The organism is Mesorhizobium sp. B2-1-8 (assembly GCF_006442545.2).
Lineage (GTDB): Bacteria > Pseudomonadota > Alphaproteobacteria > Rhizobiales > Rhizobiaceae > Mesorhizobium.
This window is the reverse complement of the sequence record NZ_CP083952.1, coordinates 617,940-642,209: the sequence shown is the minus strand read 5'-3', so window position 1 is coordinate 642,209 and position 24,270 is coordinate 617,940. Positions and strand designations below refer to the sequence as shown.

Annotated in this window: 26 protein-coding genes and 2 pseudogenes; 10 read left to right on the top strand and 18 right to left on the bottom strand. The window is 63.1% G+C overall.

The window, feature by feature from the left end; all coding sequences use genetic code 11:
- Positions 1 to 14 precede the first annotated feature (14 nt).
- From FJ970_RS03055 to FJ970_RS03040, 4 genes are all read left to right on the top strand, one after another.
- Positions 15 to 1,844, top strand: a complete 1,830-nt coding sequence (locus tag FJ970_RS03055; RefSeq protein WP_181178588.1) for an ABC transporter permease — start codon at positions 15 to 17, stop codon at positions 1,842 to 1,844.
- Positions 1,841 to 2,884, top strand: coding sequence for an ABC transporter ATP-binding protein (locus tag FJ970_RS03050; protein WP_140758782.1), 1,044 nt, complete (start codon positions 1,841 to 1,843; stop codon positions 2,882 to 2,884). The genes FJ970_RS03055 and FJ970_RS03050 overlap by 4 nt, the downstream gene beginning before the upstream one ends.
- Before the next feature lie 80 nt (positions 2,885 to 2,964).
- Entirely contained in the window at positions 2,965 to 3,720 is a 756-nt protein-coding gene (locus FJ970_RS03045; RefSeq protein ID WP_140758781.1) for a COG4280 domain-containing protein, read from the top strand.
- Entirely contained in the window at positions 3,717 to 3,932 is a 216-nt protein-coding gene (locus tag FJ970_RS03040) for a hypothetical protein (RefSeq protein WP_140758780.1), read from the top strand. Before FJ970_RS03045 ends, FJ970_RS03040 begins: the two co-directional genes overlap by 4 nt.
- Before the next feature lie 8 nt (positions 3,933 to 3,940).
- Here the strand turns inward: FJ970_RS03040 and FJ970_RS03035 are convergent, their stop codons facing one another.
- The 3 genes from FJ970_RS03035 to FJ970_RS03025 form a co-directional block, all read right to left on the bottom strand.
- A complete protein-coding gene (locus FJ970_RS03035; RefSeq protein WP_140758779.1) occupies positions 3,941 to 4,936 on the bottom strand; it encodes an ABC transporter permease in 996 nt (331 codons plus the stop codon).
- Between the two features lie 96 nt (positions 4,937 to 5,032).
- Positions 5,033 to 6,571: a sugar ABC transporter ATP-binding protein gene (locus FJ970_RS03030; RefSeq protein WP_140758857.1), complete on the bottom strand. Its 1,539-nt coding sequence runs from the start codon at positions 6,569 to 6,571 to the stop codon at positions 5,033 to 5,035.
- Between the two features lie 120 nt (positions 6,572 to 6,691).
- Positions 6,692 to 7,654, bottom strand: coding sequence for a sugar-binding protein (locus FJ970_RS03025; RefSeq protein WP_140758778.1), 963 nt, complete (start codon positions 7,652 to 7,654; stop codon positions 6,692 to 6,694).
- A 603-nt stretch (positions 7,655 to 8,257) separates the two neighbouring features.
- Here FJ970_RS03025 and FJ970_RS03020 point away from each other — a divergent pair.
- The 3 genes from FJ970_RS03020 to FJ970_RS03010 all read left to right on the top strand — a co-directional run bounded on the left by FJ970_RS03020 (position 8,258) and on the right by FJ970_RS03010 (position 11,072).
- The gene (locus tag FJ970_RS03020; protein WP_181178586.1) at positions 8,258 to 9,370 is read left to right on the top strand and encodes a LacI family DNA-binding transcriptional regulator; all 1,113 of its coding nucleotides are present in this window, start codon (positions 8,258 to 8,260) and stop codon (positions 9,368 to 9,370) included.
- A 183-nt stretch (positions 9,371 to 9,553) separates the two neighbouring features.
- The gene (locus tag FJ970_RS03015; protein WP_224616752.1) at positions 9,554 to 10,069 is read left to right on the top strand and encodes a hypothetical protein; all 516 of its coding nucleotides are present in this window, start codon (positions 9,554 to 9,556) and stop codon (positions 10,067 to 10,069) included.
- A 202-nt stretch (positions 10,070 to 10,271) separates the two neighbouring features.
- Positions 10,272 to 11,072 (top strand): class I SAM-dependent methyltransferase, encoded by an 801-nt coding sequence (locus FJ970_RS03010; protein WP_140758776.1) that lies wholly within the window; start codon positions 10,272 to 10,274, stop codon positions 11,070 to 11,072.
- A gap of 30 nt (positions 11,073 to 11,102) precedes the next feature.
- On the opposite strand, the gene FJ970_RS03005 is transcribed toward FJ970_RS03010, so the two are convergent.
- From FJ970_RS03005 to FJ970_RS02995, 3 genes are all read right to left on the bottom strand, one after another.
- Positions 11,103 to 11,588: an SRPBCC family protein gene (locus FJ970_RS03005; RefSeq protein ID WP_140758775.1), complete on the bottom strand. Its 486-nt coding sequence runs from the start codon at positions 11,586 to 11,588 to the stop codon at positions 11,103 to 11,105.
- A 2-nt stretch (positions 11,589 to 11,590) separates the two neighbouring features.
- Positions 11,591 to 11,902: an ArsR/SmtB family transcription factor gene (locus tag FJ970_RS03000; RefSeq protein WP_140758774.1), complete on the bottom strand. Its 312-nt coding sequence runs from the start codon at positions 11,900 to 11,902 to the stop codon at positions 11,591 to 11,593.
- A gap of 163 nt (positions 11,903 to 12,065) precedes the next feature.
- The gene (locus FJ970_RS02995) at positions 12,066 to 12,824 is read right to left on the bottom strand and encodes an SDR family NAD(P)-dependent oxidoreductase (protein ID WP_140758773.1); all 759 of its coding nucleotides are present in this window, start codon (positions 12,822 to 12,824) and stop codon (positions 12,066 to 12,068) included.
- A gap of 86 nt (positions 12,825 to 12,910) precedes the next feature.
- Here FJ970_RS02995 and FJ970_RS02990 point away from each other — a divergent pair.
- Positions 12,911 to 13,087, top strand: a pseudogene (locus FJ970_RS02990) (DUF3788 family protein); the annotation flags it as partial.
- A gap of 80 nt (positions 13,088 to 13,167) precedes the next feature.
- The gene (locus FJ970_RS02985) at positions 13,168 to 14,085 is read left to right on the top strand and encodes an NADP-dependent oxidoreductase (RefSeq protein WP_140758772.1); all 918 of its coding nucleotides are present in this window, start codon (positions 13,168 to 13,170) and stop codon (positions 14,083 to 14,085) included.
- Positions 14,086 to 14,120: 35 nt separating this feature from the next.
- On the opposite strand, the gene FJ970_RS02980 is transcribed toward FJ970_RS02985, so the two are convergent.
- The 6 genes and pseudogenes from FJ970_RS02980 to FJ970_RS02955 all read right to left on the bottom strand — a co-directional run bounded on the left by FJ970_RS02980 (position 14,121) and on the right by FJ970_RS02955 (position 18,907).
- A complete protein-coding gene (locus FJ970_RS02980; RefSeq protein WP_227792013.1) occupies positions 14,121 to 16,523 on the bottom strand; it encodes an EAL domain-containing protein in 2,403 nt (800 codons plus the stop codon).
- Between the two features lie 546 nt (positions 16,524 to 17,069).
- Positions 17,070 to 17,273: pseudogene (locus tag FJ970_RS02975) on the bottom strand (helix-turn-helix domain-containing protein); the annotation flags it as partial.
- Positions 17,274 to 17,355: 82 nt separating this feature from the next.
- Positions 17,356 to 17,694, bottom strand: coding sequence for a DUF190 domain-containing protein (locus FJ970_RS02970; protein ID WP_140758771.1), 339 nt, complete (start codon positions 17,692 to 17,694; stop codon positions 17,356 to 17,358).
- A 2-nt stretch (positions 17,695 to 17,696) separates the two neighbouring features.
- The gene (locus FJ970_RS02965; protein WP_140758770.1) at positions 17,697 to 18,197 is read right to left on the bottom strand and encodes a CrcB family protein; all 501 of its coding nucleotides are present in this window, start codon (positions 18,195 to 18,197) and stop codon (positions 17,697 to 17,699) included.
- A complete protein-coding gene (gene crcB / locus FJ970_RS02960) occupies positions 18,194 to 18,601 on the bottom strand; it encodes a fluoride efflux transporter CrcB (protein ID WP_140758769.1) in 408 nt (135 codons plus the stop codon). Before crcB ends, FJ970_RS02965 begins: the two co-directional genes overlap by 4 nt.
- A gap of 12 nt (positions 18,602 to 18,613) precedes the next feature.
- Positions 18,614 to 18,907, bottom strand: coding sequence for a hypothetical protein (locus tag FJ970_RS02955; RefSeq protein ID WP_140758768.1), 294 nt, complete (start codon positions 18,905 to 18,907; stop codon positions 18,614 to 18,616).
- A gap of 65 nt (positions 18,908 to 18,972) precedes the next feature.
- On the opposite strand from FJ970_RS02955, the gene FJ970_RS02950 reads away from it, so the two are divergent.
- Positions 18,973 to 19,338 carry a hypothetical protein gene (locus FJ970_RS02950; RefSeq protein WP_140758767.1) on the top strand — a complete coding sequence of 122 codons (366 nt, stop codon included), beginning with the start codon at positions 18,973 to 18,975 and terminating at the stop codon, positions 19,336 to 19,338.
- A gap of 549 nt (positions 19,339 to 19,887) precedes the next feature.
- Here FJ970_RS02950 and FJ970_RS02945 read toward each other — a convergent pair.
- From FJ970_RS02945 to FJ970_RS02920, 6 genes are all read right to left on the bottom strand, one after another.
- A complete protein-coding gene (locus FJ970_RS02945; RefSeq protein ID WP_140758766.1) occupies positions 19,888 to 20,637 on the bottom strand; it encodes a hypothetical protein in 750 nt (249 codons plus the stop codon).
- Between the two features lie 591 nt (positions 20,638 to 21,228).
- Positions 21,229 to 21,576 (bottom strand): hypothetical protein, encoded by a 348-nt coding sequence (locus FJ970_RS02940; RefSeq protein ID WP_140758765.1) that lies wholly within the window; start codon positions 21,574 to 21,576, stop codon positions 21,229 to 21,231.
- On the bottom strand, positions 21,577 to 21,759 hold the full coding sequence (locus tag FJ970_RS33845) for a TetR/AcrR family transcriptional regulator (protein WP_181178584.1): 183 nt from the start codon (positions 21,757 to 21,759) through the stop codon (positions 21,577 to 21,579).
- A gap of 89 nt (positions 21,760 to 21,848) precedes the next feature.
- Complete coding sequence (locus FJ970_RS02930; protein ID WP_210243049.1) at positions 21,849 to 23,444, bottom strand: MDR family MFS transporter; 1,596 nt, start codon at positions 23,442 to 23,444, stop codon at positions 21,849 to 21,851.
- On the bottom strand, positions 23,437 to 23,757 hold the full coding sequence (locus FJ970_RS02925) for a hypothetical protein (RefSeq protein WP_140758763.1): 321 nt from the start codon (positions 23,755 to 23,757) through the stop codon (positions 23,437 to 23,439). The genes FJ970_RS02930 and FJ970_RS02925 overlap by 8 nt, the downstream gene beginning before the upstream one ends.
- Positions 23,754 to 24,260 carry a hypothetical protein gene (locus tag FJ970_RS02920; protein WP_140758762.1) on the bottom strand — a complete coding sequence of 169 codons (507 nt, stop codon included), beginning with the start codon at positions 24,258 to 24,260 and terminating at the stop codon, positions 23,754 to 23,756. Before FJ970_RS02920 ends, FJ970_RS02925 begins: the two co-directional genes overlap by 4 nt.
- Between the last annotated feature and the right edge of the window lie 10 nt (positions 24,261 to 24,270).

Sequence of the window (24,270 nt, the reverse complement as noted above, 5' to 3'; positions counted from 1 at the left end):
CGGCTGTTTGGGAAATGACGATCCTCCAGCATTCCAACGCCGCGGCCTTTGCCCGCGGCGTTGGCGCAGGAAAGCCGCCGCTAGGCCGCCTGTCGACGCTCGCTCGCCACGGCGGGCCATTTGCCGTCTACGCCGTGTTTGCCTTGCTGATCGGATTGCCGCTTGCCCTGGTGCTGGTCCAGACGGTCATGCCCGGCCTGTTTGCCGCGCAAGACGCCAGCAACAGTCTGAGCCTCGAGCCCTTGGCCCGTGTATTCAATTCTCCCTATGTCGCGGGCTCGGTCCTGCATTCGCTTGAGCTCGGCATGCTCGTCGCCTGCACCACGACGGCGCTGGGCGGCGCTTTCGCGGTGCTCGTCCAGCGCTGCGACATTCCGGGCCGGACAGCAATTTCAATGGTGCCATGGCTGGTTTTCCTGACACCGTCCTATCTGAAGGCGCTCGCCTGGGTGCTGCTGATGTCTTCCGGTGGTTACCTGGCTCAATTCGGGCTGCTGCCTGCTTCGCTGGGCTCCGCGTTTTTCGGCCTGACCGGCCTGGTGTTCGTCCACACGCTCAGCCTGTTTCCGCTGGCCGCCTTCATCATCGGCAGCGCGCTGGCCGGACTGGGCAGCGAACTGGAGGATGCAGCGCGGCTCTCCGGCGCCGCTCCACTCAGGATCTGGCTGCGCATCAACGGCCCCTTGCTGGCGCCGGCCATCGCCTTGAGCTTCATCGCCACCTTCGCCGAGGTGCTGTCAGACTTCGGCTTGGCCTCGACCATCGCCAGAATGTCGAATTTTGGTGTCCTGACCTATGGCATTTACGCCGCCGCAAGCGACTATCCGGTCGATTTTCCCGCCGCCGGCGCCCAGGCGCTCGTTCTGCTCAGCCTCGTCCTGCTCGTCGTGGTGGCGGACCGGCTGTTGCGCCGCCGCGCCGATCCGCGCCTGATTTCGGGCCGCGCCAGGCCGGCTAGGTTGTACGATCTCGGCAAATGGCGCTGGCTCGCCATGGCGGCGACCCTTGCCATTGCCTTCCTGGCGCTGGCATTGCCGCTGGCAGCGATCGCGGCCCGCGCCTTGACGCAGACGCTGGGCCACGGGCTCGTCTGGAGCAATTTCACCGCGGCCAGTATGGTGGCGGCGCTCAGCCTGAACACCGCGGCCAATGACGGCTTGCTGCGCAGTCTCTTCTATGCCGGGCTGACAGCCCTTATCGCCAGTTCCCTCGCCTTGCTCCTGTCGGCGCAACTCGACCGCGCGGGCCCGGTTCTGCGCAGCGCCGTCATCGGCCTGTCGCTGGGGTCGGTGGCCATACCGGGCATCGTGCTCGGCTTCGGCTATATCCTTGTCTGGAATCGCTTGCCGGGTTTCCGCGACTGGCCCTTTCCCCATTATGGCGATGGCTCGCTGCTGGTCATGGGCTATGTCGCGGCAGCGCTTCCTTACTGTCTGGTGGTGATCCTTTCGGCCATCGGCCAGCTGGCGCCAGGCTTGACGGATGCGGCGCGCCTGCACGGCGTCGGGGCGACCCGCCGGTTGCTGGCAATTACCTTGCCGCTGATCCTGCTGAGCGTGGTGACGGCCTTCCTGTTGACGTTCATCCGCACCGTGTTCGAACTGCCGATCTCGCAAATGCTTATTCCCCGGAGCGGCCCGCCGGCGCCGACGCTCATCCTGAAGCTGTTCAGCCACGATCGGGACGGATTGGCCTCGGCGATCGCGCTGGTCGCCATGGCGGCCGCGGGCATGGGTGCCGCGCTGGTCTGGTATCCGCTTCGGCGGTTCGTCAGACCGCGCCGGAGTGCGGCGCTTGTCGATGCGGGCCACCACCAGACCGTCGGAGTGGAACCCTTGTCATGACCGCATCCCTGCATTGTGCCGGCATTTGCAAGTCGCTCGGCGGGCGCCCCATCCTGACCGACCTGGACCTCAAGATCGATGCCGGCGAAGTGGTGTCGCTTCTCGGTGCCAGCGGCTCCGGCAAGACCACGCTTCTGCGCATCATCGCCGGGCTGGTCGCACCCGAAAAGGGATCGATCACGCTGGACGGACGGGTCGTATGGAGCGAGACGTCGGTCGTACCTCCTGAAAAGCGGCGGATCGGCATGGTCTTCCAGGACTATGCGCTGTGGCCGCATATGACGGTGGCCAACAATCTCGCCTTCGGCCTGCGCGCGCAGCGGCTTTCGGAGCAGGAAATAGCCCAGCGGGTGAACCATGCGTTCGACGTCACCCGCCTTGCTCCCTACAAGGATCGTTATCCCACGGAATTGTCCGGCGGCCAGCAGCAGCGCGTCGCCATCGCGCGCTGCCTCGCGGCGCGTCCGGCGCTGATGCTGTTCGACGAACCGCTGAGCAACCTCGATGCCGCGCTGCGCGAGGACATGCGCATCGAGATGATGGAGATGGTGCGCCGCGAAGCCATCACGGTCGTCTATGTGACGCATGACCAGGCGGAGGCCATGGCGGTCTCCGACCGTATAGCCATCATGCGGGCAGGCGAGATCGTCCAGTTCGACACGCCACGCGCCATCTATGAAGCGCCGGCCGATTCTTTCGTGGCGGGCTTCATCGGCGGCTTTTCGATCGTTCGCGGGCAGGTAAGGGACGAGCATTTCAGGATCGCCGACAGTGATGCCGAAACCGTGCGCACGCCGGGCGCCCGATCCGGCTCAGGCATGCTGGTCATCCGTCCCGAGGACGCCCGGCCGGCGGACGCCTATCCCGGCAATCGATTGCAGGGCAAGGTGCTGTCGAGCGCTTTCCAGGGCCGATGTTGGCGGCTGGCGGTCGATCTCGGACAACAACGCATACGGCTCGACTGGCCCGAAGCGCCGCCTATTGGCGCCGCGCTTGCCTTTTCGTTGCCACCGGAGCGCTGTGTGGTGCTGACCGCATAGTGATCCCGGATCGCACTCCCGAAGCTGGAAATGACCGGCCAAAAAGATCATGGTCGAACGAGACAAGACAGGAAGCCTTGATGCAGACACTGACACCCATTCTCTCGACAGTCACGGCGGCATTTCTCGCCTCCCTGGTCGAGGTCGTCGAAGCTTTCACCATAGTGCTCGCGGTGGGGGTGACACGCAGCTGGCGTCCGGCTTTGACGGGTGCCGCGCTGGCGCTGGCGGTGCTGGCGGCCCTGGTGCTGGCGTTCGGGCCGCTGCTGGCGCTGGTGCCGATCACCACGCTGCAGTTCGCCGTCGGGGCGTTGCTGATCCTGTTCGGCATGCGCTGGTTGCGAAAGGCCATCCTGCGCAGCGTCGGCGTCATCGCCCTGCATGACGAGGAAGCGGCTTTCGCCAAGGAAACCGCCGCGCTGCACCGGCAGGCCGGAGATCGGCGCGCCGACTACCTCGCCGGACTGGCGTCCTTCAAGGCGGTGCTGCTCGAGGGTGTCGAGGTGGTGTTCATCGTCATTGCCGTCGGCGCCGCGCACGGGCAGACGCTATACGCCAGCATGGGCGCGCTGGCGGCCTTCATTCTGGTGATGCTTGTCGGCCTGGCGGTTCACCGTCCGCTGGCGCGCGTGCCGGAAAATGCGCTTAAATTCGTGGTCGGGCTGATGCTGACCAGCTTCGGCATCTTCTGGACCGGCGAGGGGATCGGCGCCGACTGGCCGGGTGCTGATCTTGCTCTGCTCGCCATCTTCGCCATCGTCGCGCTGGCGTCCTTCGCCATGGTGCGCTGGCTGCGCGGCACCAATCCCACAGCCGCTGGTGGGCTCGCCCGATGAACGTCATTCGTCTCGTTGCCCGCGAATTCTTCGGCATGTTCGTCGATGACGGCAATCTGGCGCTGCTGGCACTGGTCCTGGTGGCCGCCGTCACCGCGGCGGTGAAGCTGCTGGCGCTGCCACCGCTGGTTGGCGGCGCGCTGCTGCTGGTCGGCTGCCTCGCCATCCTTCTGCAAAGCGTTCGCCGCGCCGCACGCGCGAGCAGCAGGTAGTTGAGGACTTATTCCGCTGCCGCGCCGACCGCGCCCTTGCGGGCGGCATCGACCATCCGCCGGCGCGCCCGGAACACGCCCCATTGCTGGTCGACCAGCACCCCGATGAGGATGACGCCACCCATCACCGCGAAGTTGAGCGAGGAGGGAATGCCGAGCAGGTTGACCAGGTTCTGCAATTCCTGCAGCAGCACCGTGCCGAGGATGACGCCGATCAGCGAGCCTTCGCCGCCGCGCAGCGAGAAGCCGCCGAGCACGGCGGCGGCAATGGCGTAGAGCTCGTAGAACTGGCCATGGCTGGCCGGCGAGATCGAGCGCGTGTACATGGCGAAATAGATCGCCGACAGCGCCGTCAGCACGCCGCAGATGACGTAAGCCGCCATGACGACGCGGCCGGTGCGGATGCCCGAATATTTCGCCGCCTCCTCGTTCTTGCCGATGGCGTAGAGATAGCGCCCGAACACCGAGCGGTGCAGCACCACCCACATGACGATGGCGATGACGATCAGCGCGAAGAAGGAGTTCGGCACGCCCCAAGAGCGGCCAGCGGTCAGGAATTCGAGATCGGGAAAATTCTGGCCGAAGGCGAAACCGGCGGTGCCATCGGCGGTGTAGAAGCGCGCGACGCCGCGATAGATCAAAAGGCCGCACAAGGTGACGACGAAGGGCTGCAGCTTGAGCCGCGTGATCAGCCAGCCATGCGCCAGGCCGATGATGGCGCCGAGCACCAGGATCAGCACCAAGGCGATCGGCCATCCCATGCTGCGCACGGCGATGAAGTCGATGAACAATGTGCCGAGCAGCGCGACGACGGAGCCGACGGACAGCTCGATGCCGCCGGTGATGATGACGAAGGCCTGGCCGATCGACAGAATGCCGAACAGACCGATGAGATTCGAGGTGTTGGCGAGATTGATCGGCAGGAGGAAGCGCGGATTGATGATGGCAACGACCGCTCCGACCACCAGGATCAGGATCAGCAGGCCGAGATCTTTCTTTGTCATCGTCGTCTCCGCTTAGCTAAAGCGCGTCGCGCGCTTCAGCTTTTGTTTATGCATGCCGTTGCCGCAAAACCGAGGGTCACTTTTGCGCGGCATGCATTAGTTTGCCGGCTTGCCCACCGCGAGCAAAAGCACGTTTTCCTGGCTGAACTGATCCTTGTCGAGAATGCCCGAGATCTGGCCCTCATGCATGACGGCGATGCGGTCGGACACGCCGATCACTTCTTCCATGTCGCTGGAGATCATCAGCACGGCGACGCCGGCATCCGCCAGCGCCCGCATCAGCCCGTAAATCTCGGCCTTGGCGCCGATGTCGATGCCGCGCGTCGGCTCGTCGAGGATCATCACCTTCGGGTTCATGGCCAGCCATTTGCCGAGCACGACCTTTTGCTGGTTGCCGCCCGACAGCGTGCCGGTGCGCGTCTGCACCGAAGGCGCCTTGATGCCGAGATTCTTCTTCTGCTTCTCGGCGGTAGCGACTTCCGCGCTGTTGGAGACCAGCGTGCGCTTCGCATGCGCGGGCAAATTGGGCAGTGAAATATTCTGCGCGATCGACAGGTCGAGCAGGATGCCGGTCAGCTTGCGGTCTTCCGGCACGAGGAAAATGCCTTGCGCGACGGCGTCCGCCGCGCTGGCCAGCGCAAGTGGCTTGCCGTTGAGTTCCAGCGTGCCGCCAAGGCTGGCTTCGATGCCGAAGAACACCCGCGCCAGTTCGGTGCGGCCGGAGCCGACAAGGCCGGCAAGGCCAAGGATTTCGCCACGCCTGACGTCGAGATCGACCGGCCGGCCGGGGTAGGTGGGGGTGCGGACCGCCTTGGCCGACAGCGCGACGGCACCAGGGGCTCGCGCGGCCTCGGAGGCCTTCTCGCGTTCCTTCAGCATGCGGCCGATCATCAGCTTGACCATCTGGTCGTGGTTGATGTCGCGCTTGCCCAGCGTGCCGGCCAGCATGCCGTCGCGCAGCACGACGACCCGGTCGGCGACGCGCTCGATCTCGTGCAGGCGGTGCGAAATGAAGATGACGCTGATGCCGTCGGCCTTCAGCGCCTTGATGACGTCGAGCAGCTTGTCGGTTTCGGCGAGCGGCAGGCTCGATGTCGGCTCGTCGAGGATGACCAGCCGGGCCTTGATCGACAGCGCCTTGGCGATCTCGACCATCTGCTGCTGCGCCAGCGAGAGATCCGCGACCTGCGTGTCGGCGGAAAAATTGGCGCCCACGCGCTTCAGCAGCGGCGCCACCATTTCGCGTAGTTTCCCGCGGTCGACCAGCCTCAGCGGCCCGGCACGCAGCGGTTCGCGGCCGAAGAAGATGTTGGCGGCGACGTCGAGATTTTCGAACAGGTTGAGTTCCTGGTGGACGAAGGCGATGCCGGAACCCAGGCTGCCTTCGACCGTCAGGTCCTTGTGGGCGGTGCCGTCGACGGTGATGGTGCCGGTATCAGGCGTGGTGACGCCGCCGAGGATCTTCATAAGCGTCGACTTGCCCGCGCCATTCTCGCCGACAAGGCCGATGACCTCGCCCGGCCTGACCTCCATGGAAAACCCGTCGAGCGCCACGACGCCCGGATAGGTCTTGCGCACGTTCTCGAGGCTGAGGAACGGAGTGGTCGCCGCGATGGATGTGTCGGAATAATTCATCATGCCTGACAGCAGCCGGTGAGCCAAAGCGGCCCGTTCTGCAGACTGACGATCCCGGCAGGGTTCGTCAATGCGAACAGCCGGCTCAAGCGAGTTGAGCCGGCTGAACTGTCTGTGGTCTTAGTTTCCAGCCATCGCCTTCAGATTTTTGGCATAGGCGTCGACATCATCCTTGCCGATGATCTTGGTCGGGATGATGATCAGATTGCCGGCCGGGATGCCCGACTTGTCGCCCTTGAGATAGGCGGCCATCAGCTTCATTCCCTGATAGGCCCATTCGAAGGGCTGCTGCACGACGGTGGCGGCAATGGTGCCTTCCTTGACGCCGCCCAGCGTGATCGGATCGTCATCGAAGCCGACGACGGTGATCGAGCCGAGCTTGCCGGCATCGCGCAGCGCTTCATAGATGCGCGGCGTGTTGTAGGAGTAGAAGCCGACCATGCAGGTGACGTCGGGGCTGGCGACCAGCGCATCCTCGACATTCTTCTTGGCGCGCGCCTGGTCGATGTCGTCGCCGCGCACGTCGACGAGCTCGATCTTGGTGCCGGCGAGGCCATCCTTCATGCCCTGGATGCGCTCCTTGGCATTGTCGGCGCCGAGCAGGCCGACGAAGCCCAGGCACTTGCCGCCGTTCGGCATCGCCTTCTTGGCGATTTCGGCCGCCTGCTTGCCCGCATCGACATTGGACGAGCCGATATAGGCGACGCGCTTGGTCTGGGGAGCGTCACTGTCGGTGGTGAACAATGCCGTTTGCGAGGCGATCTTGTTCAGACCATCGGTCGAGGTCTTGGGATCGACGGCCGAGACCATGATGCCCTTTACGCCGGCGGTCACCAGATCGTCCATCAGCCGCTGCTGGATGGCGACCGAGGATTGTTCGGGATATTTGAGTTCGAGCGTGTAGCCGGGCAGTTCGCCCTGCGCCTTCTTGACGCCGGCTTCGGCCGCTTTCCAGAAATCGGAAGCGCCGTTGACGACGAAGGCCAGCGTCGGCTTGTCGTCGGCGCGCGCGATGGCCGTCGCCGTAAGGCCGACAACCAGGGCCGCGGCGGCCACGGATGCATTGCGTATCAAGGATTTCATGTTCAACCTCCCGTTTTGGTCAGTCGGAGGACTGACCGGACTAGATCACTGGATTGTCTTGCACACTGGAATTGCCGTTTGCGGCTTGGACGCCCCTCCTCCTCAGGGGTTCCGGCACTGAAAGGACTGGCGTCGTTCCCAGCCACGGCCATGGACTTTAGACAACCATTCTTCATTCGTAAATAGTCCGATTTGTCTGACATATCACATGTACGAGACAGGGTTGGCGGAGGCAGATATCCGCTCGCCATCGGACCATTCATAGACACTCCCCACCGCAGCCGGACCCGACCGGGTCGGATGCGGTGGATTGACGGTACAGCGCATTTTTGTATTAGTAAACACTATCAGCACGGGATTGGCGTGGCAGTGCGAGGAGGCCATCTCCAGACAGATTTGCCGGATGCTGTGATCCCCGCACATCAAGCCGGAGCCCTGCGATCTCGGTATTTTTCGAGGCCCCAGCCTGCACGAGCGATGGACCGCAAGTATGATAATAGTTATAAACGAAGTCGATGCGACCGTGAATCGGCAGCGTCATGCCATCTTGCCGGCCCGGCAGGCCGTCGCTAGACAGGCTGGGGATCGGGGGACATCTGCTGCATGAGCGAGACGACGGATCCGGCCACCGCAACCGCGAAGCGCCGCAAGGCGGCGGCAAAGCCCAAGGGCCGCGTCACCATGACCGACATTGCGCGTGCCGCCGGCTGCTCGCAGGCGACGGTTTCCTTCGTGCTCAACAATTCGCCGGGCATCCGCCTGTCGCAGCAGACCCGCGAGCGGGTGATCGAGGCGGCGCGGGCGCTCGGCTACAGCGCCCCTGCCTTCTCGGCGCTGAACAAGCCCGCTACCGCTTTCGAGGGGACCTTCGATGGACTTGACGGCGTGATCGGCTTCGCCGTCGACCAGCTGGCCACCAGCCCGGAAGCCGTCGTCGCCATCGAGGGCGCGCGCCAGGCCTCGTGGAATGCCGGCAACGTGCTTTTGGTGGCGCAGACCATGGGCGACGCCGTGATGGAGCCGCGCGCCATCGCAGCCCTGACCAAGCGCGGCATCTCGGCGCTGATCTACATGACCATCTTCACCCGCGAGATCACGGCGCCCGACTTCCTCTACGGCCTCGACATCCCCGTGATCCTGCTCAACTGCTACACGTCGGATTATGCCTTCCCGGCCGTGGTGCCGTCCGAGATCGCCGGCGGCCAGAGCTCGACGCGGCACCTGATCAGCCACGGCCACCGCCGCATCGCCACCATCACGGGCGAACCCTGGATGCAGGCCGCGCAGGACCGCCTGAAAGGCTACCGCCGCGCGCTCGCCACCGCCGACATCCCGTTCGACCCCGAACTGGTGGTCGAGGGCGACTGGTCGGCCAGCGCCGGCTACGCCGCGACCGTCAAGCTGCTGGCCCTGAAGGACCGCCCCACCGCCATCTTCTGCCAGAACGACCGCACCGCGATCGGCTGCTACGAAGCGCTGAAGGAAGCCGGCCTGCACATTCCCGCCGACATTTCCGTCGTCGGCTACGACGACGAGGAAATCGCCCGGCATCTGTTCCCGCCGCTGACCACCTCGATCCTGCCGCATATGGCCATGGGCCAATGGGCGATCGAGCAACTGGAAGCGCCCGCGGTGGCGGGGCGGGGGCGCTATCCCATTACGAAGCTGGAATGCCCGCTGGTGGAGCGGGAGAGCGTGGGGCGGGTGGGGGGCTGAGGCAGCATCGTTGTTTCAGCCGGCCAATAGGCCGCCATCCCCTCACGCCATGTCATTCCAGTATGCGGCAGGGGAATTGTCGTTCATACTCGAACCATGACGGGTCCAGGCTTGCGCTGTGTGCAGGTGTGTGCGGCTTTGCTGGCCGCAAGCTGCCCGCGCGCCGAGGCGGACGGGACCAGGATGGTCCAAGCCGGCGCCTACTCGTTCTCCGACGAGCTCGGCGGTTTCAGGATCCTCTCGGCCAGGGGCGCCGGAACGCGCGCTGATCCGATCGTGGTCACCGAGGAACTGGAGACGGCGGACCCGGTTACGCTGACCATACGGGCCGCCAGGCAGATCCAGCCGTTCGGAACCTCCGGCGACTACACGACCGGCTTCCTGCCGCTGAAGATCGTCGCCCTCAACAACAGCGGTGACGCCTGGATCGAATTCGAATTCGAGCTGCAGTCGATCATGAACAGGCCGAGCGATTATGGCGACGGGCTGTCATTCGACCAGGCTGAGCGCGAGCACGGCATGATCAAGTCCGACAGCTTCGCCGAATTCAAACGCGATTTCGAGCCCTATGACAGGCTGCTGTTCCGCAAAGGCAAGGTAGACCCGCTCGAAACCGCCTCATTTTCGTTCCTGGTGACGGATTTCTCACCGAAGGACCGGTTTTACCTCGTGGAGGAGCCACATATTCCTTCGTCTTGAGGGCGCTATCCGATCGCCAAGCTGGAATGGCGGCTGGTGGGAAGGAAAGCGTGGCGACGCTCAAAGGCGTCGCATAAAGACCGGCAAAACTGCCGGTCGGCCTTTTTGGCTCGCCCGGATGCTGGCACTCACCGTGCTCCCCGCGTCTTGGCTTCATCCTGATTGAGGTCTAGCCTGCGCCGCCAGCCAAGGGGAGGGGCATATGACATCGAGTTTCACCGTTCATGACGCGTCCGGCTATGAGCAACTCATGGGCCGCTGGAGTCGAAAGCTCGCGCCCAGCTTCATCGGCTTCGCCGGGCTTGCCCCTGGCGAAAAGATCCTCGATGTCGGCTGCGGCACCGGCAGCCTGACATTCGAACTGGCGAAATCCGCCGAGCTCGCGGCGATCGCGGCGATCGACTTTTCACCTGTTTTCGTCGAGGCGGCAAAGCGGCGCAACACCGATCCGCGCGTCGAAATCAAGCAGGCGGACGCCACCGCCTTGCCGTTCGCGGACAATGCGTTCGACCGCGCGCTGGCGCTGCTGGTGCTTCACTTCGTGCCGGAAGCCGGCAAGGCTGTTGCCGAAATGCGCCGCGTTACGCGGGCGGGCGGCGTGGTCGCGGCCGTGGTGTGGGACCATCTCGGCGGCATGGCGGGCATGCGCATGATGATCGACACGGTTGCCGCGCTCGGCGAAGGCGGGCGCCAGCTGCGCAGCCGCTATTGCTTCCAGCCGATGATGCAGCCCGGCGAGATGAAGCGGACTTTCGTGGAGCAGGGGCTGGCCGACGTGACCGAAACCGAGCTGATGATCCGCATGGACTACCAGGACTTCGCCGACTATTGGGCGCCGATAGCAGCCGGCGAAGGGCCGCTCGGAAAATACATGACCACGCTGGAGGCAACCGAGCGCGAGCGCACCGAGGCTGCCGTCCGCGATGCCTATCAGGCCGGGCGACCGGACGGGCCGAGGTCGTTCGCCAATGTCGCCTGGGCGTGCAGGGGCGTGGTGCCCTGACCGCCCGTCCGGCGAAGGGCCAAACTGCGGTCAGGCCTGCCGTGCAACCAGATCGACATAGCGCTGCAGGTAGAGCGGCCAGCCCTGATCGCCGGCGACGGCGTCGCGGACGCCTTCCCAGCCCTGGCCATGGCGCTCCAGGTTCCGATGCTCGATCTCGACGCGGGTGCGCTTAGCCGTTTCGGCGGTGAACCGCACCTCCCACTCGCTGGTCCTGGCCAGGTCGGTCTCGATGCGCCATTGCGGGCTGATGTCCCAACTCAAGAGCACGCGGTTGGGCGGCTCGTAGGCCAGCACGCGCGCCCAGCGGCACTCGCTGCCGTCGACGCCGCGGTCATAGACGTGGCCGCCGACCCGAGGCTCGAACACCGTCTCGGCGATCTCGGCTACAAGCAAATTGTGCTCTGGCGGTTTGAAACTGCCGAAATCCTCGGTGAAAACCTTGAAGGCGCGCTCGATCGGCGCCTCGACCACGACGGACTGTTTTACCGACGCGATGGGGATCTGGGTGTTCATGGTCACTCCTCTGATGGGGTCTCGACGGCCAGCTTGTAGGCCGCGAGCGTCTTGCTCCAGAAACGGTCGAGCCAGGCGCGCATCTGGCCAAGCCCGTGCGGATCGATGTGGTAGACGTTGCTGGCGCCCTTCGGCTCCGCGCGCACCAGCCGTGAATCCCGAAGCACTTTCAGATGCTGCGACACCGCGGACTGCGACACGCTGACCTGCCGCGTGACCTCCGCCACCGAGCGCGGCCGCTCCGCGATCAGCTCAAAAATCTGCCTTCGGGTCGGATCGCCCAGGGCGGCAAGCTGTGCATTATCAACAGTCATGACTTATGATTAGTGCAGACTGATGATTGAGTCAAGCGGGAAGGTGCCTGGCGGGTCCAGACTGGCCGCGAGGAAATTTCACCCGAGAGAGATCACGGTTCATTCCGGGTGGAAGGAATTACGTCTGAGGGTCGAAATCCATCCAGGCATAAGGCCGCGAGGTCTATCCCTTGCGTTCCTCGAGGCTGTTGCCGCCGTCCACCACCAGCAAGGCGCCGTTGATGTAACTGGCGCTCTCGGAGGCCAGGAACACGACCGCCGCCGCGACCTCATCCGGCCGACCGGCGCGGCCCGGCGGCGCATGCCGGGCCGCTATCCGCTCCGCCTCGCTCGACGCCCCTGTCTCGATCCAGCCAGGCGCCACGGCATTGGCGGTGACGCCGTGCCGCGCCACTTCCAGCGCCAATGTCCGGGTCAGGCCGACCATCCCGGCCTTCGCCGCGGAATAGGCGGCGGTGCCCTGGTAGGAGACCAGCGGCCCGGTCACCGATGCGACATTGACGATGCGCCCATACCCCGTTTCGACCATCGCCGGCAGAAACGCCCTGGTGACGAGAAACGCCGTCTTCAAGCTGGTCTCGATGCCCTGGTCCCACTCGGCCTCGCTCATCGCCAGGAACGTCTTGTCGACGGACGGCGAGGCCAGCGATCCCATGCCGGCATTGTTGACCAGGATATCGACAGCGCCGACCTCGGCCCGCAGCCGCTCCACCTCCGCGGCAATGGTGAGATCGGCGACCGCGGCCGTGGCATCGATGCCCTCGCCGCGAAGCTCGACGGCGCGCTCCAGCACCCGTACGCTGGCGCCGGTCAGGAAAACCGCATGCCCGGCCTGGCCAAACCGGCGGGCAATGGCAAAGCCGATGCCATCGAGAGCGCCGGCGCCGGTGATCAGGGCGCGCCTGGTGGTGGTTGTGGTCAAGTCAGGCTCCAAAAACAGTTCGGGTCAAAAGTGTTACCCGGTACAAACCGTAACCCATGTGTCCGGAACGGATCCATGGAACTTGGCAATTGGTCGAACTCTACGATGAAACAAAAACATACATCGACGGAAAATGGCTGACGATTGCCATCTCGTCGGCAGATGATCCGCATGATGTGATGGAGCTTATGGCTATGAAGCGCCCGCCAGATGTCTCGTCGGCATCAACATCAAGGACGTCGCGGAAGGCGTCGAGCCGATAGCCAAAGGCGTGAGAGATCGAAAAGACCTTGCACCCCTGCAATTTATCTCGAACCAACAAATCACTGAGGAGACAATTCCCATGAAAGCGATCGTCGTGACGGACCAGGCCGCGGGAACGGCCGGAATGAAGCTGGTGGAGCGGCCCGAGCCACAGGCAGCGATAAACGACGTCGTCGTACAGGTTCATGCGGCGGGCTTCGTCAACACCGAACTGGAGTGGCCTTCGACCTGGGCAGATCGGGCCTTCCGTGACCGGACGCCATCGATCCTCGGCCATGAATTGGCCGGTGTGGTCTCCGCGCTTGGCTACGGCACCACGGGGCTGTCAATCGGTCAACGGGTGTTCGGCCTGTCGGACTGGCATCGCGACGGCACACTTGCTGAGTACGTCGCCATGGAAGCACGCAATCTCGCGCCACTGCCCGGCGATGTCGACTTCGCGGTGGGCGCGAGTCTGCCGATCTCGGGCCTGACCGCATGGCAGGGTCTGTTTCAGCATGGCCGCCTTCGGGCAGGACAGAGCGTGCTTGCGCATGGCGCGGCCGGCGCCGTCGGTTCGGTCGTGACGCAGCTTGCGCGGGAAGCCGGCGCCTATGTCATCGGCACCGGCCGCGCCGCCGACCGTCAGAAGGCGCTCGACTTCGGTGCAAATGAATTCGTCGACCTCGGGAACGACTCCCTGGAGGACGTCGGCAGGATCGATCTGGTGTTCGATGTCATCGGCGGGGATATCCAGAAGCGGTCCGCAACTCTGATCCGGGCCGGAGGAACGCTCGTGACAGTCGTCGGACCAACGGATGTTCGACCCGCAGATGGCCTGGCGATCGACTTCGTCGTCGAGGCTGATCACGCGCAACTATCCGAGATAGTTCAGCGGGTCCGGGACGGAAGACTGCGGACGAACATCGGCAAGGTCTCAAGCCTCGATGATGCTGTCGCCACGTTCAATTCGACTGAGCGGCGCGCGGGGAAAACGATCATCCGCGTCCGCCCGTGAGGATTCGGGGAGAGAAGGGTTCCCTCTCGCCTCGATTACCGTCTGCGGCGAGGGCGCGCGCTGCCCGCCAGCGCTGCGGGTCTGCCGACCTCATTCGCGTATGCCTCAATTGGATAAGGGCGGCCGATCAGGTAGCCTTGCAGAGCATTGCAGCCCTCTTCGCTAAGAAAGGTCAACTGCTCCAATGTCTCGACGCCCTCCGCGATGATATGCATCGACAGGCCTCGTCCCAACCCCACGATCGCACGAATTATGGCGGCCGATTGCGGGTTCTTCTCGATCATCCAAACGAAGGACTTGTCGATCTTGATCTTGTCGAAGGGGAAAGACTGAAGATAGGAAAGCGACGAATAGCCGGTTCCGAAGTCGTCCAGGGCGATCTTCACGCCGAGCGATTTCAGGCGCCTGAGGATCGAACTTGCCCGCGAGAAGTCGTCGAACAGCACATTCTCGGTTATTTCCAGCTCCAGCCGCTTTGGATCGAGCCCCGTCTCCAGCAGGACCGAATGCACCAGGCCAGGCAGATCGCCCTGGCGAAACTGCACGGGAGACAAATTGACGCCAACCTGGACAGGCTTGGTCCACGCAGCCGCCTCTCGGCATGCCTCCCGCAGCACCCATTCTCCAATGGGCACGATCAGTCCACTCTCTTCGGCCACAGGAATGAATTCGGCGGGTGGGATCATCCCTCGGTCCTTGTGGGACCACCGGATCAGAGCTTCGAACCCAACGATTTCGCCGGACATGCCCGCCTGCGGCTGATAGTGCAGGAATAATTCGCCACCTGCCAGTGCGGATCGCAAGTCTTGTTCGAGAGCACGGCGTTCGCGCAGCTTGCGATCCATGTCGGCTTCGAATATCCGGAAGACACTACGGCCATCGGCTCTTGCGCGATCAAGCGCTGCCTGAGCATTGCTCAAAAGAGCTGTGACGTCGGTCGCATCGTCAGGAAAGAAGGCGATACCGATGCTGAGCCCAGCCCGCAGTGTGTGGCCTTCGACATCGAAAACGTCGGCGATCGTTGCCAGCAGGCGGTCGGCCAGCTCTACAGCTACCGCGGGATGCGGACCTTCGCTGGCGATCAAGGTGAACCCGTTGCCGCCTGTCCGCGCAGCGAAGTGCTTGCCCGCGGTTACGGCAAGGCGCTTCGCCACCTGGCCAAGCAGAGCGTCCCCCACCCCCGGTCCGTAGACGTCGTTGACTTCCTTGAAGCCGTCGAGGTCGAGACGCATGACGGCAAACGACTCGCGCCCGGAGCTCGCCCGTTCGAGCGTGAACTCGAGCTGCTCGACGAGTGCCGCTCGATTGGGAAGGTCGGTCAGCACGTCATGTGTGGCCATGTAGGCGATCCGCGCGGCATCTCGCCTGCGCTCGGTGATGTCTTCCGCGACCGTAAGCAGGTATTTCGACGTGCCATCCTGGCTCTCGACAGCCAGCCGTCGGGTTGCGAGGTCGCGCACGCCTTTGTGTCGCGTGGGGATCTTCTCTTCCGCGGCGATTTGCACGGAACCGGAGCGCAAAGCCTCCTGGTCGCGAATGAAGAAGGACTCGGCCTCCTCTGGCGAAAACAGCTCGGCGTCGGTCCTGCCGATCAGCTCCGCCCGAGGGATACCGAGCAGTTCCTCGCCCGCCCGGTTCATCAGGACGTAGCGATGCTGTCCCGCCTCCTTGGCGAAGAGCATGACCGGAATGTTCTCGATGACTGTGTCCAGGAACTCCCTGGTGCGCCGAAGGTCGTCTTCCGCCCGCTTCCGCTCCGTCACGTCCATGACAGCGACCATGAAAGCCGCGCGGCCGTCATAGTCGATCGGCTTGGAATAGGCGAGGATGTCGATCAGGCTGCCGTCCGCCTTGATGTGACGCCAGCTGCGCCCGGTTTGGTAGGAGCCTTGTCCGGTGCCGACGATGCGATGGAACGCCTCGATATCTTCGCGAGGTCTGATGTCGAGGATCGACTTGGAGAGGAATTGCTCGCGTGTGTAGCCATAATGCTCGATGGCGGCCTGGTTGACGTCCAGAAAGCGCAGGCTTTCCAGGTCGAATACCCACATCGGCAGCGGATTCTCCTCGAACAGGAGCTGCAGGGAGGCTTGGTGCTGCTTCAGCTTGGTAATGTCCGTAATACTACCGACCACAAAACGGGCACCGGTCGGCAGCAACGCCCGCGCCTTGCGCGTCACAACTGTGCGGATCACACCTTGCGGCCCGCGGATGATCTCCTCGTTCTCGTTGATTTCGCCAGTTTCCAGCACCAGTTGATCAATGCGCCGGAACACATCCGCGTGTTCCTTCGGTACGAAGTCGTAGTCCGTCTTGCCGATTAGCTCCTCGTGGGAACGCCCCATGAACTCGCACATGCCACGATTCAGAACAACGAAACGGGATTGGTGATCCTTGATGAATATCGGATGAGGGACCGCGTCGAGCACCAGGCGCACGGCGTCGGCATCGTCCTTGGAAAATGACTGGGCCAGCTGGTCAACCGGGAATCTTGAACGCGACATTTCGTATCTCCGCGTTTTGCAAAGAATCCGGGTAAGAGTAATATCCTTATAATTCTTACCTATCTGTAACGATCCAAATGGCAACTTTGAACTAAAGCGAGAGTGCTGTCGGCCCTCCGTGCCCGCACACCGCCATCGAATACAAGTCAAAGACGCCGAGCATGAAGCCGGTATGGTAAATACCAGGTCGCGAAAATCCCCCTGCGGATCCCTTGCGATGTCGGTGACGACGACAGACTCGTGGGGTAGGCGGCAGTGCCGCAGGAGCCGACCTTGGGCATCGTGCAGCGGCCGCGAAAATCTTGGAACGGCCGAAGGGCCGCGCGGCCATGATCGTAATTGTCACGATCTGGTTGGCATTGGACTGGCGGGATTGATGCTGATTCTGACGTATTTCTGGTCACTTCCGGCTGATCTGGCTCTCGATGGCAGCTAGCGAAAGTAAAGGATCATGGCCACTTCGCACCGATCAGGCCGAAAATCTTGCCCTTTCTGCTCGATCGACCGATCGGCCATGCCGGCTCGGCCCTCCGCTTTATAGCTCTCGATCCAACGCGTCACGACCTTCGCCGTCACCACATACTTCAACGCCGCTTGGGCTTGGGAAACGCCGCCTTCTATCACCGACAGCGCCATTTCCTCTCGACGCAGCGGCGTCAGGCGGGCATTCTTATGGATGTTCATTCGGACCCTCCGGCGAATCTGAAGCGTGGTAACTCCAGTCTCCTCGGTCGGCTCGAATGGACAACCTCCCGAAAGCTCGCATCTAGGCGCCGCTTGATCCGTACTGCAACACCTGCACCTTTTCGAGCGTCACCAGTCCGCTAGACATGATGCCTTCGAGCACCGGCAGGAAAGCATTGATCTTCTCTTCGCTGTCCACGATCTCGACGACCAGGGGCAAGTCCTCCGACAACCTGAGGATTTTTGTAGTGTGTAGCCGGCTGGACTGACCGAAGCCCATTCCGCCGCGCAGCACGGTTGCGCCGGCAAGCTGCATCTCGCGAGCCTTCAGCACGATGGATTCGTAGAGCGGGTGGCCATCGTCACGATCATCCTCACCGATGAATATCCGCAGAAGCATAGCTTGGCGTGGTATCTGCATGATCATGTTCCTCCCAGGCGGTTGAGGCGTGAAGCAAGAGCGTGGCCGAGCCAGACGGATGCGAGCCAAGTGATGACGGAGATGCCGACATAAAGCCCTGCGAGCGTGAATCTACCGGCATGAAGCGACTGGAAGGCTTCCAGACTGAAGACCGAGAAGGTGGTGAAGCCGCCACAAATGCCGGTCATCACGAATTGACGCTGGTACATGCCCGCGAAGATTCGTCCGTCCGGCCCTGTGATCGCGGCGTAGAAGCCAATGACGAAGGAACCCACGATGTTGACGAACAGGGTACCCCATGGAAATCCCTGGCCGAACCAGCCGAGCGCGGCGAGCGAGGCAAGGGCGCGCAAGACGCTGCCGATGATCGAACCGAGCGAAACCACGGCATAAAGAAGCAGCCTTTCGCGCAACGAATGCCATCTGGCCCGCCCTCGTAGACCGGCCTTGGGCGTCGGCCGCGGTTCTTCTTCGTCGGAAAGCGCCTCCTTGAACTCGCTCATGCGGGGCCAATCCCAAGGCTGAAAGCGCCAACGCCATAGCCAAGCGCCACGGCTGACAGGCAGAGAGCGAGGGAAAGCGCCACATTGCTACCCGCCTTGCGAAACTGGCCGTCGCGGGCCAGCGCCATGGTCTGGAGACTGAAGGAGGACACGGTTGTGTAGGCGCCGAGGAAGCCGGTGACGGCAAGCTGCCAGGCGGACGGCATCGGTAGAAAACCCCCGGTGGTCGCGGCGGCTGCAATCAGGCCGATCACGAAAGCGCCGCTGACGTTGACGACCATGGTGCCCCAGGGAAAAGTTTCGCCGACGTGCCGGCCGACCAGCCCCGACACGAAATAGCGCGCCGGGCCGCCAAAGGCACTGCCGAGCGCCACCCACATCACTGCATGAAGAACGTCCTGCATCTTCTTGTCGACCTATCCCCGAGCCCGCTCGTCGTGGATGGACCCTCCTAGATCGATGCCATTGATGATCATGTGGATGCGGGCAAGTCCGAAGCCGGCAGCTTGCCAAATGACCGTGCCGAGAATGATGGGGCCCAGCAACACGAAAGCACCAGTACGCTCCGCCGCATCGACACCCGTCTGTTCGGCCAAAAAGTAGACGCCTGCGAACAGCGAAAGGATCAGCACCTGAGCGACGATCGTATAAAAGTCGGCCCACTTCTCGTGCAGCCTGATAATGCGGATTTTCTCCGTGTCCCCGTTCATGCCGTCCTCGCTTCAGCTCCTGGATGTCGGTTAGCGCTGTTATATTCCGCTTCTTCGAATATTCTATGGTAGAGATCTTCGCCGAAGCTTGTTTGAAGCGGAACGCCTTCGTGTGGTTTGAAAGTCCGCATTCCGTCTCCCTGCCTTTCGGCACGCAGGAACATTGCGTTCGGCAGGTTCCGTTCACGGAGGTTGTGGGCGAACTCGAAGAGATGCGTGACGAAGAATGCCTCGATCCCGCTCTCGGTCAGGGCCTCGACGATAACGAGCCGATTTGCGACGGTTCGCTCCGGAATGGTGGGCATACCGTCAGCACCATGCCCAATAGCGCCCATACCGCCATCCGGTTGATTTGTGCGGCTGTCGGCGGAACGTGGCGCGCCGCGCCGGGTGATGATGAGAACTACGTCTACGCTATAGCCCTCCTTTAAGTCGGTTCAAATCCCGCTCCCTCCGCCATACCATTTTTCGTCCCCCAATGATCAGCGATGTCAATGGCTTATAGCCGCTCCGCCAAAGCGCGGTCCCCCAGTCTGGTCCCCCAAGTTAGGCGCTAGGCGGAGCCATAGGACGCCACTGAGGGGCGGCTTGCATAGGCTGGGATTGGCTCCTCCATCATCCCCTTGTTACTGTATGGTCTTCCCAGAGTCACGCAGGCGGCATCGCGCCGCGTACCCTTTGGGCCGCCATCCGGTGGCCAGCGGCAGCGGGCCCGCAACAAGCAACCGCCCGGAGGCGAACAGCTTGAGCTTGAATAGCTGGTCGGGCTGGTCGCCCTCGATAGGCTCACAGGATCGCCTAGACTCATAGCGGGCCGCTGAGAGGCGCTAGGCTAGTGTACCTCTGCATCATGACGTGCCGGTGATCTTGGCCTGGTGGGTATCGAGGCTTTCACCGTTCGAAGCCTGCTCGATTGTCGAGACGGGAACGTATCCGAAACCCTCATTTGCCACCCCTTTCGTAACATCGCTGTAGGACGGCTACGGAGACGGTCGCGCGCTGGCGCCGTCATCTTGAGTGTGCCGTGCAAGTTGATCTAGCGCGTCGTTAACGCGTGAGCGCAGTAGTCGGCGCGCGTCACGTAGGTCCATCGGTTTCGACGGCCGCTTCTGCTCATTTCTCCTGTCATGGTGCCGATAGAACCAGTTCGCTGTGCGACTGAAGCGATCCATTTCGGCTCTGCCTTTCCCCCTTGGGTTGAACCCAGCTTGTTCTAGACACTCCATCGCCTTGTAGAGGTCGAACCAGCCAGGCTCGCCGGCGCAGTAATTGAGCGCGTGTGTTAGGAAGTCGCTTGCCCTGGAAGCAGCGTAGCGGCGTTGGGCCGAAGTTGGCGCGGGGGTCGGCACGACGATGTTGCCGTCGTTGTCTCGAATGATGGCCTGAAACTCAGCGGATCCGCGTCCTATGGAAAAATGCGCTGTTTCCGTGCGCAACATCATATGGCGGATCAGTCTGCCGTCGCGCATTTCGGATGCACCGTCAAGTTCAACCGAGGACCCCGCAAAGACAACCCCTCCAGCGACTCCATTCAAGGTTCGGACTATGCCGTCTCCAGCGTTCAGCGTGTCTTTGAGTGTCGTGAGACCGTCTAGCTCCTTCGATTTGAGGATAAGCAACTGGTCGCCCGACTCATGGGGCATCAGTTCGACGTAGGGGTCGAACGGCGGCTTGAACATCTTCAGCCATTCGCTCTGTCCTACTCGGTTGGCCTTCAGCACTAACCACATTGGACCGGCAAGCCTCCTCAAACGGTTCGACAGCGCCTTCCAATCTTTGCCCAGAATCTGCCGATCTCCGGTGGTATCGACATAGCACCACGTATTGTGGCTGTCCGGCCAATTGGGTGGTAATCGCCTTGTCGGGCAGCGTCAGAACCTGAGATCCGAAATCACAATAGGCCTGCACTATATCGGGAACGTCGTAGGCGCCCAGGAGACACATCGCGGAACCCACTAGGTTGGAAAGTGGTTTGAGGTGGTAGCGGGAGAGGGCTACCGCCAATACAGCGCTGCAACTGAGTTCGTCTGTTGACGGGACTTCGCAAGCGGGGCCAGCAGGTTCAAATCCTGTCCCCGTAACCAATTTTATCATAAATCAATAACCGTCCCGATCTAACCGGGGCGGTTTTTGCGTTCCGGGGAACGCAGCGCCGATGGATGCCGACGCGGGCCATATCTGCCTGTCGGCCTCGAAGCACACGGTGTAGCCATCTCCTGAACGACGTGAATTGCGGCGGGGGTCATCGCGGCTTCCAGAAGGCCAACGGCCTCGACATCGACTGGCTGACGCGGATAACGGCGCAAACCGCCTTCTACGGTTCAGATCGCCCGGCCGACGAGGCGGTCGGCGGCGTTGGCGAGCTCGCGCGCCCAGTCGGCATCGCTCCCCGAAAGACTGGTCGCATAGACGCCGTTAATCAGCAGGACGAGTTGCCCCGCTATTCGCTCAGGCTGCGGCACTTCCATGCTGATGCAAAGAGCGGCGAGGCGGACGCCCAAGGCTTCCTTGTGCGCGCGAGCGACATGCCTGCCCGGATGGGCCTCGTCGGGGAACTCGGCTGCTACATTAAGGAACGGGCAGCCGCGGGAACCGCCGCGTCTGATTTGCATGACGATGCCGACGAGCAGCGCGTCGAGGAACGCGCGAGGATCGCCCGGATGTTCCACCTAAAGCCTATCCCACCACGTCCAAAACTGCCGGTCGTGCTCAGCTATATAGGCTGCAATCAAGTCATCCTTGGATTCGAAAGTGGTGTAAATGCTGGCCTTCGAGACGCCGGCTGCGCCGGCGATAGCGTCAACGCCGATCCCGCGGATCCCCCCACGGGAGAACAGCTCATGTACGGTCATTAGGATCCGTTCGCGGACGCGCGGCCTTCCCCCGGTCGGGCGCCCCCGCCGTGACTTTTCGCGCGAGGCGAGCGCGGGATGCCGCGATTTCATAGCTCGGACTCCGCTAGTCGTTCTTGGCCTCGTTCCGGTGAGGGCGGGGATGGCAGGAATAGCGAAAGCGCACAGGCGGCAGCCATAGCAACGCCGCTGAGTAGAAAGCTGGCGCTGATGGCGTTTCGGTAGGCGACGACGACGGCGCTGTGGAGCGGCGCCGGCAGCGCTGCAAGGCTTGCTATTGCACGCGCGATCAGGGCCTTCGGGTCGATACTCGGATCGAGGCCGTTCAGCGCCGCGAACAGCCGTTCCGTCATGACGCCGCCGGACAAGGCGACGCCGAGCGATCCGCCCAACGACCGCATGAAGGACATGGTGGCCGTGGCGACGCCGATACTCTCGCGGTCCACGGCGTTCTGGATGACGACCATTACGACCGGCATGGCGACGCCCATGCCCAGGCCCAGAAGCGCCAAGACGATCAGGAACCAGGCGACGCTGGCATCGAGGGAGGCGAGCAAAGCCAGTGACGACAGCGCCAGCGCGGCGATACCGAGGCCTGCGAGGATGAAGGGTTTCGTATGGCCAAGCCGGGAAGACAAGCGTCCTCCCGCCACGGACCCCGCCGTTAGCGCCAGCACCTGCGGCAGCAGCACCAAGCCGGTCGTTGCTGGCGCAAGCCCCAGCACGAGCTGGAAATAAAGCGGCAGAAAGATGATGGAACATGACATGCCAAGGATCATAATCCCCGTCACGGTCACGCCAATCGCGAAGGCCGGCAGCCGAAACAGATTGAGATCGAGCACGGGTTCGGCCGCACGCCGCTCCTGCAACAGGAACAGCGTTATAAAAGTGGCGGCCGCCAAGGCCAGCGTCAGGGCCGTGCCCGAATTCCAGGTGAAGGCCGAGCCACCGCCGGTTAGCAACAGCAGCACGGCCGTGCTGCCTCCGGTGAGCAGCAATGCCCCTGCATAGTCGATCCGGTGATCGGACCGCGGCGGCGTGCGGCGAAGCCCGGCCAGCAGCAGCACCACTGCCACTGCCCCGATCGGCAAATTGACGTAGAACACCCAACGCCACGACAGGTAGCTTGTCAGTGCGCCCCCAATGACGGGGCCGGCGACATTGGAAATTGCGAAGGCTCCGGCGAACATGCCTTGATACCGTCCTCGTTCCTGGGGCGGCACCACATCGGCGATCACGGCTTGCGACAGCGTCATGAGGCCGCCGGCTCCCAGCCCCTGCAACGCCCGGAAGAGGATGAGTTGCGTCATAGAGCCGGCCAGCCCGCAGAGCATCGATGCGGACAGGAACAGGCCGATGCTCACGACCATTAATCGGCGACGGCCGTACATGTCACTGAGCTTGCCATAAAGCGGCACGGTGATGGTGGATGTAAGCATGTAGGCTGCCACGATCCAGGCGACATGTTCGAGACCGGAAAGCTCGCTCGCCATGCGGGGCAGAGCGGTGTTGACGATGTTCATGTCCAGGGCGGCGAGGATCATGGTCAGCATCGCCCCGCTGAGGACGATCCGCAGTTCGCGCGGCGCCGCGAGTGGCCATTCCGGGGTCATAGCATCGGGGGGCGATAGCTGCACTTCGGCGGCGGTGTCTTTGGGGGCGCTGTGTTGGGAGGCTTCATCCATGGCCGGGCTCCCCCTCCCGCAGCGCCTGCCGCAGTGCCGCCTTTGCCGACTGCAGGTCGGGATGGTTGGCGATCGCCTCGGCGACGAAGGCATCGATCTGCCTGGAATGAAATAGGCGCCACCAGTCGCCCGGCACGTCCATGCCCGACACGAAGCGCTGAGCGGCACGGCCGCTGATTTTGGCCGAACTGGTCGCCGGCAGGACGCCGGCGGTGTAGCCGCCGACGGACGGGGCCGCCGGTGGCACGAAATCGGGTCCCACTGTGCAGCCGGCAAGGCTCGTGGCGAGAAGTAGAGGAACGAGGACCGTCATATGTACCGTCCAACGGCCATGAGTGTGATGGTGATGGCGAGCATCACGGCGCCGAGTTGCGTCGACCGAATGACACGTCCCAAGAACTGTTGGCACGCGGCCTCCTGTGCCTCCGTCGGCGATGACGCTTGGGCGGCGATCGCCCGCGACAGGCGCCCCAGCTTGATGGCTGACGGCAGCGAGATCCCGCTCAGAAGGATGATCGACACGAGCGAGACATAGCCTCCCGTTGCGTACCATCGCTGCGGCCCGTCAAAGCCCGTGCCTGACCAGATACCGTGGTAGAGCGAGATGCCGGCGGCGATCGATATCGTGCCCGCCACGTTCATTGCCGCCAGCAGGCGCGTGTGCAGCGTGAACTGCGCGGCGAACGCGCCCGCCGCTGCCTTCGCCGTCCTCAATCCGGGCAGGAGAAAGAACCCGACAGCGAATGCACTTCCCAGCCAGAAAGCGCCGAAGGCGATATGGATGGCACGAAGGATGGCGATGACTGTTAGGCTCACTTTGGCCTCC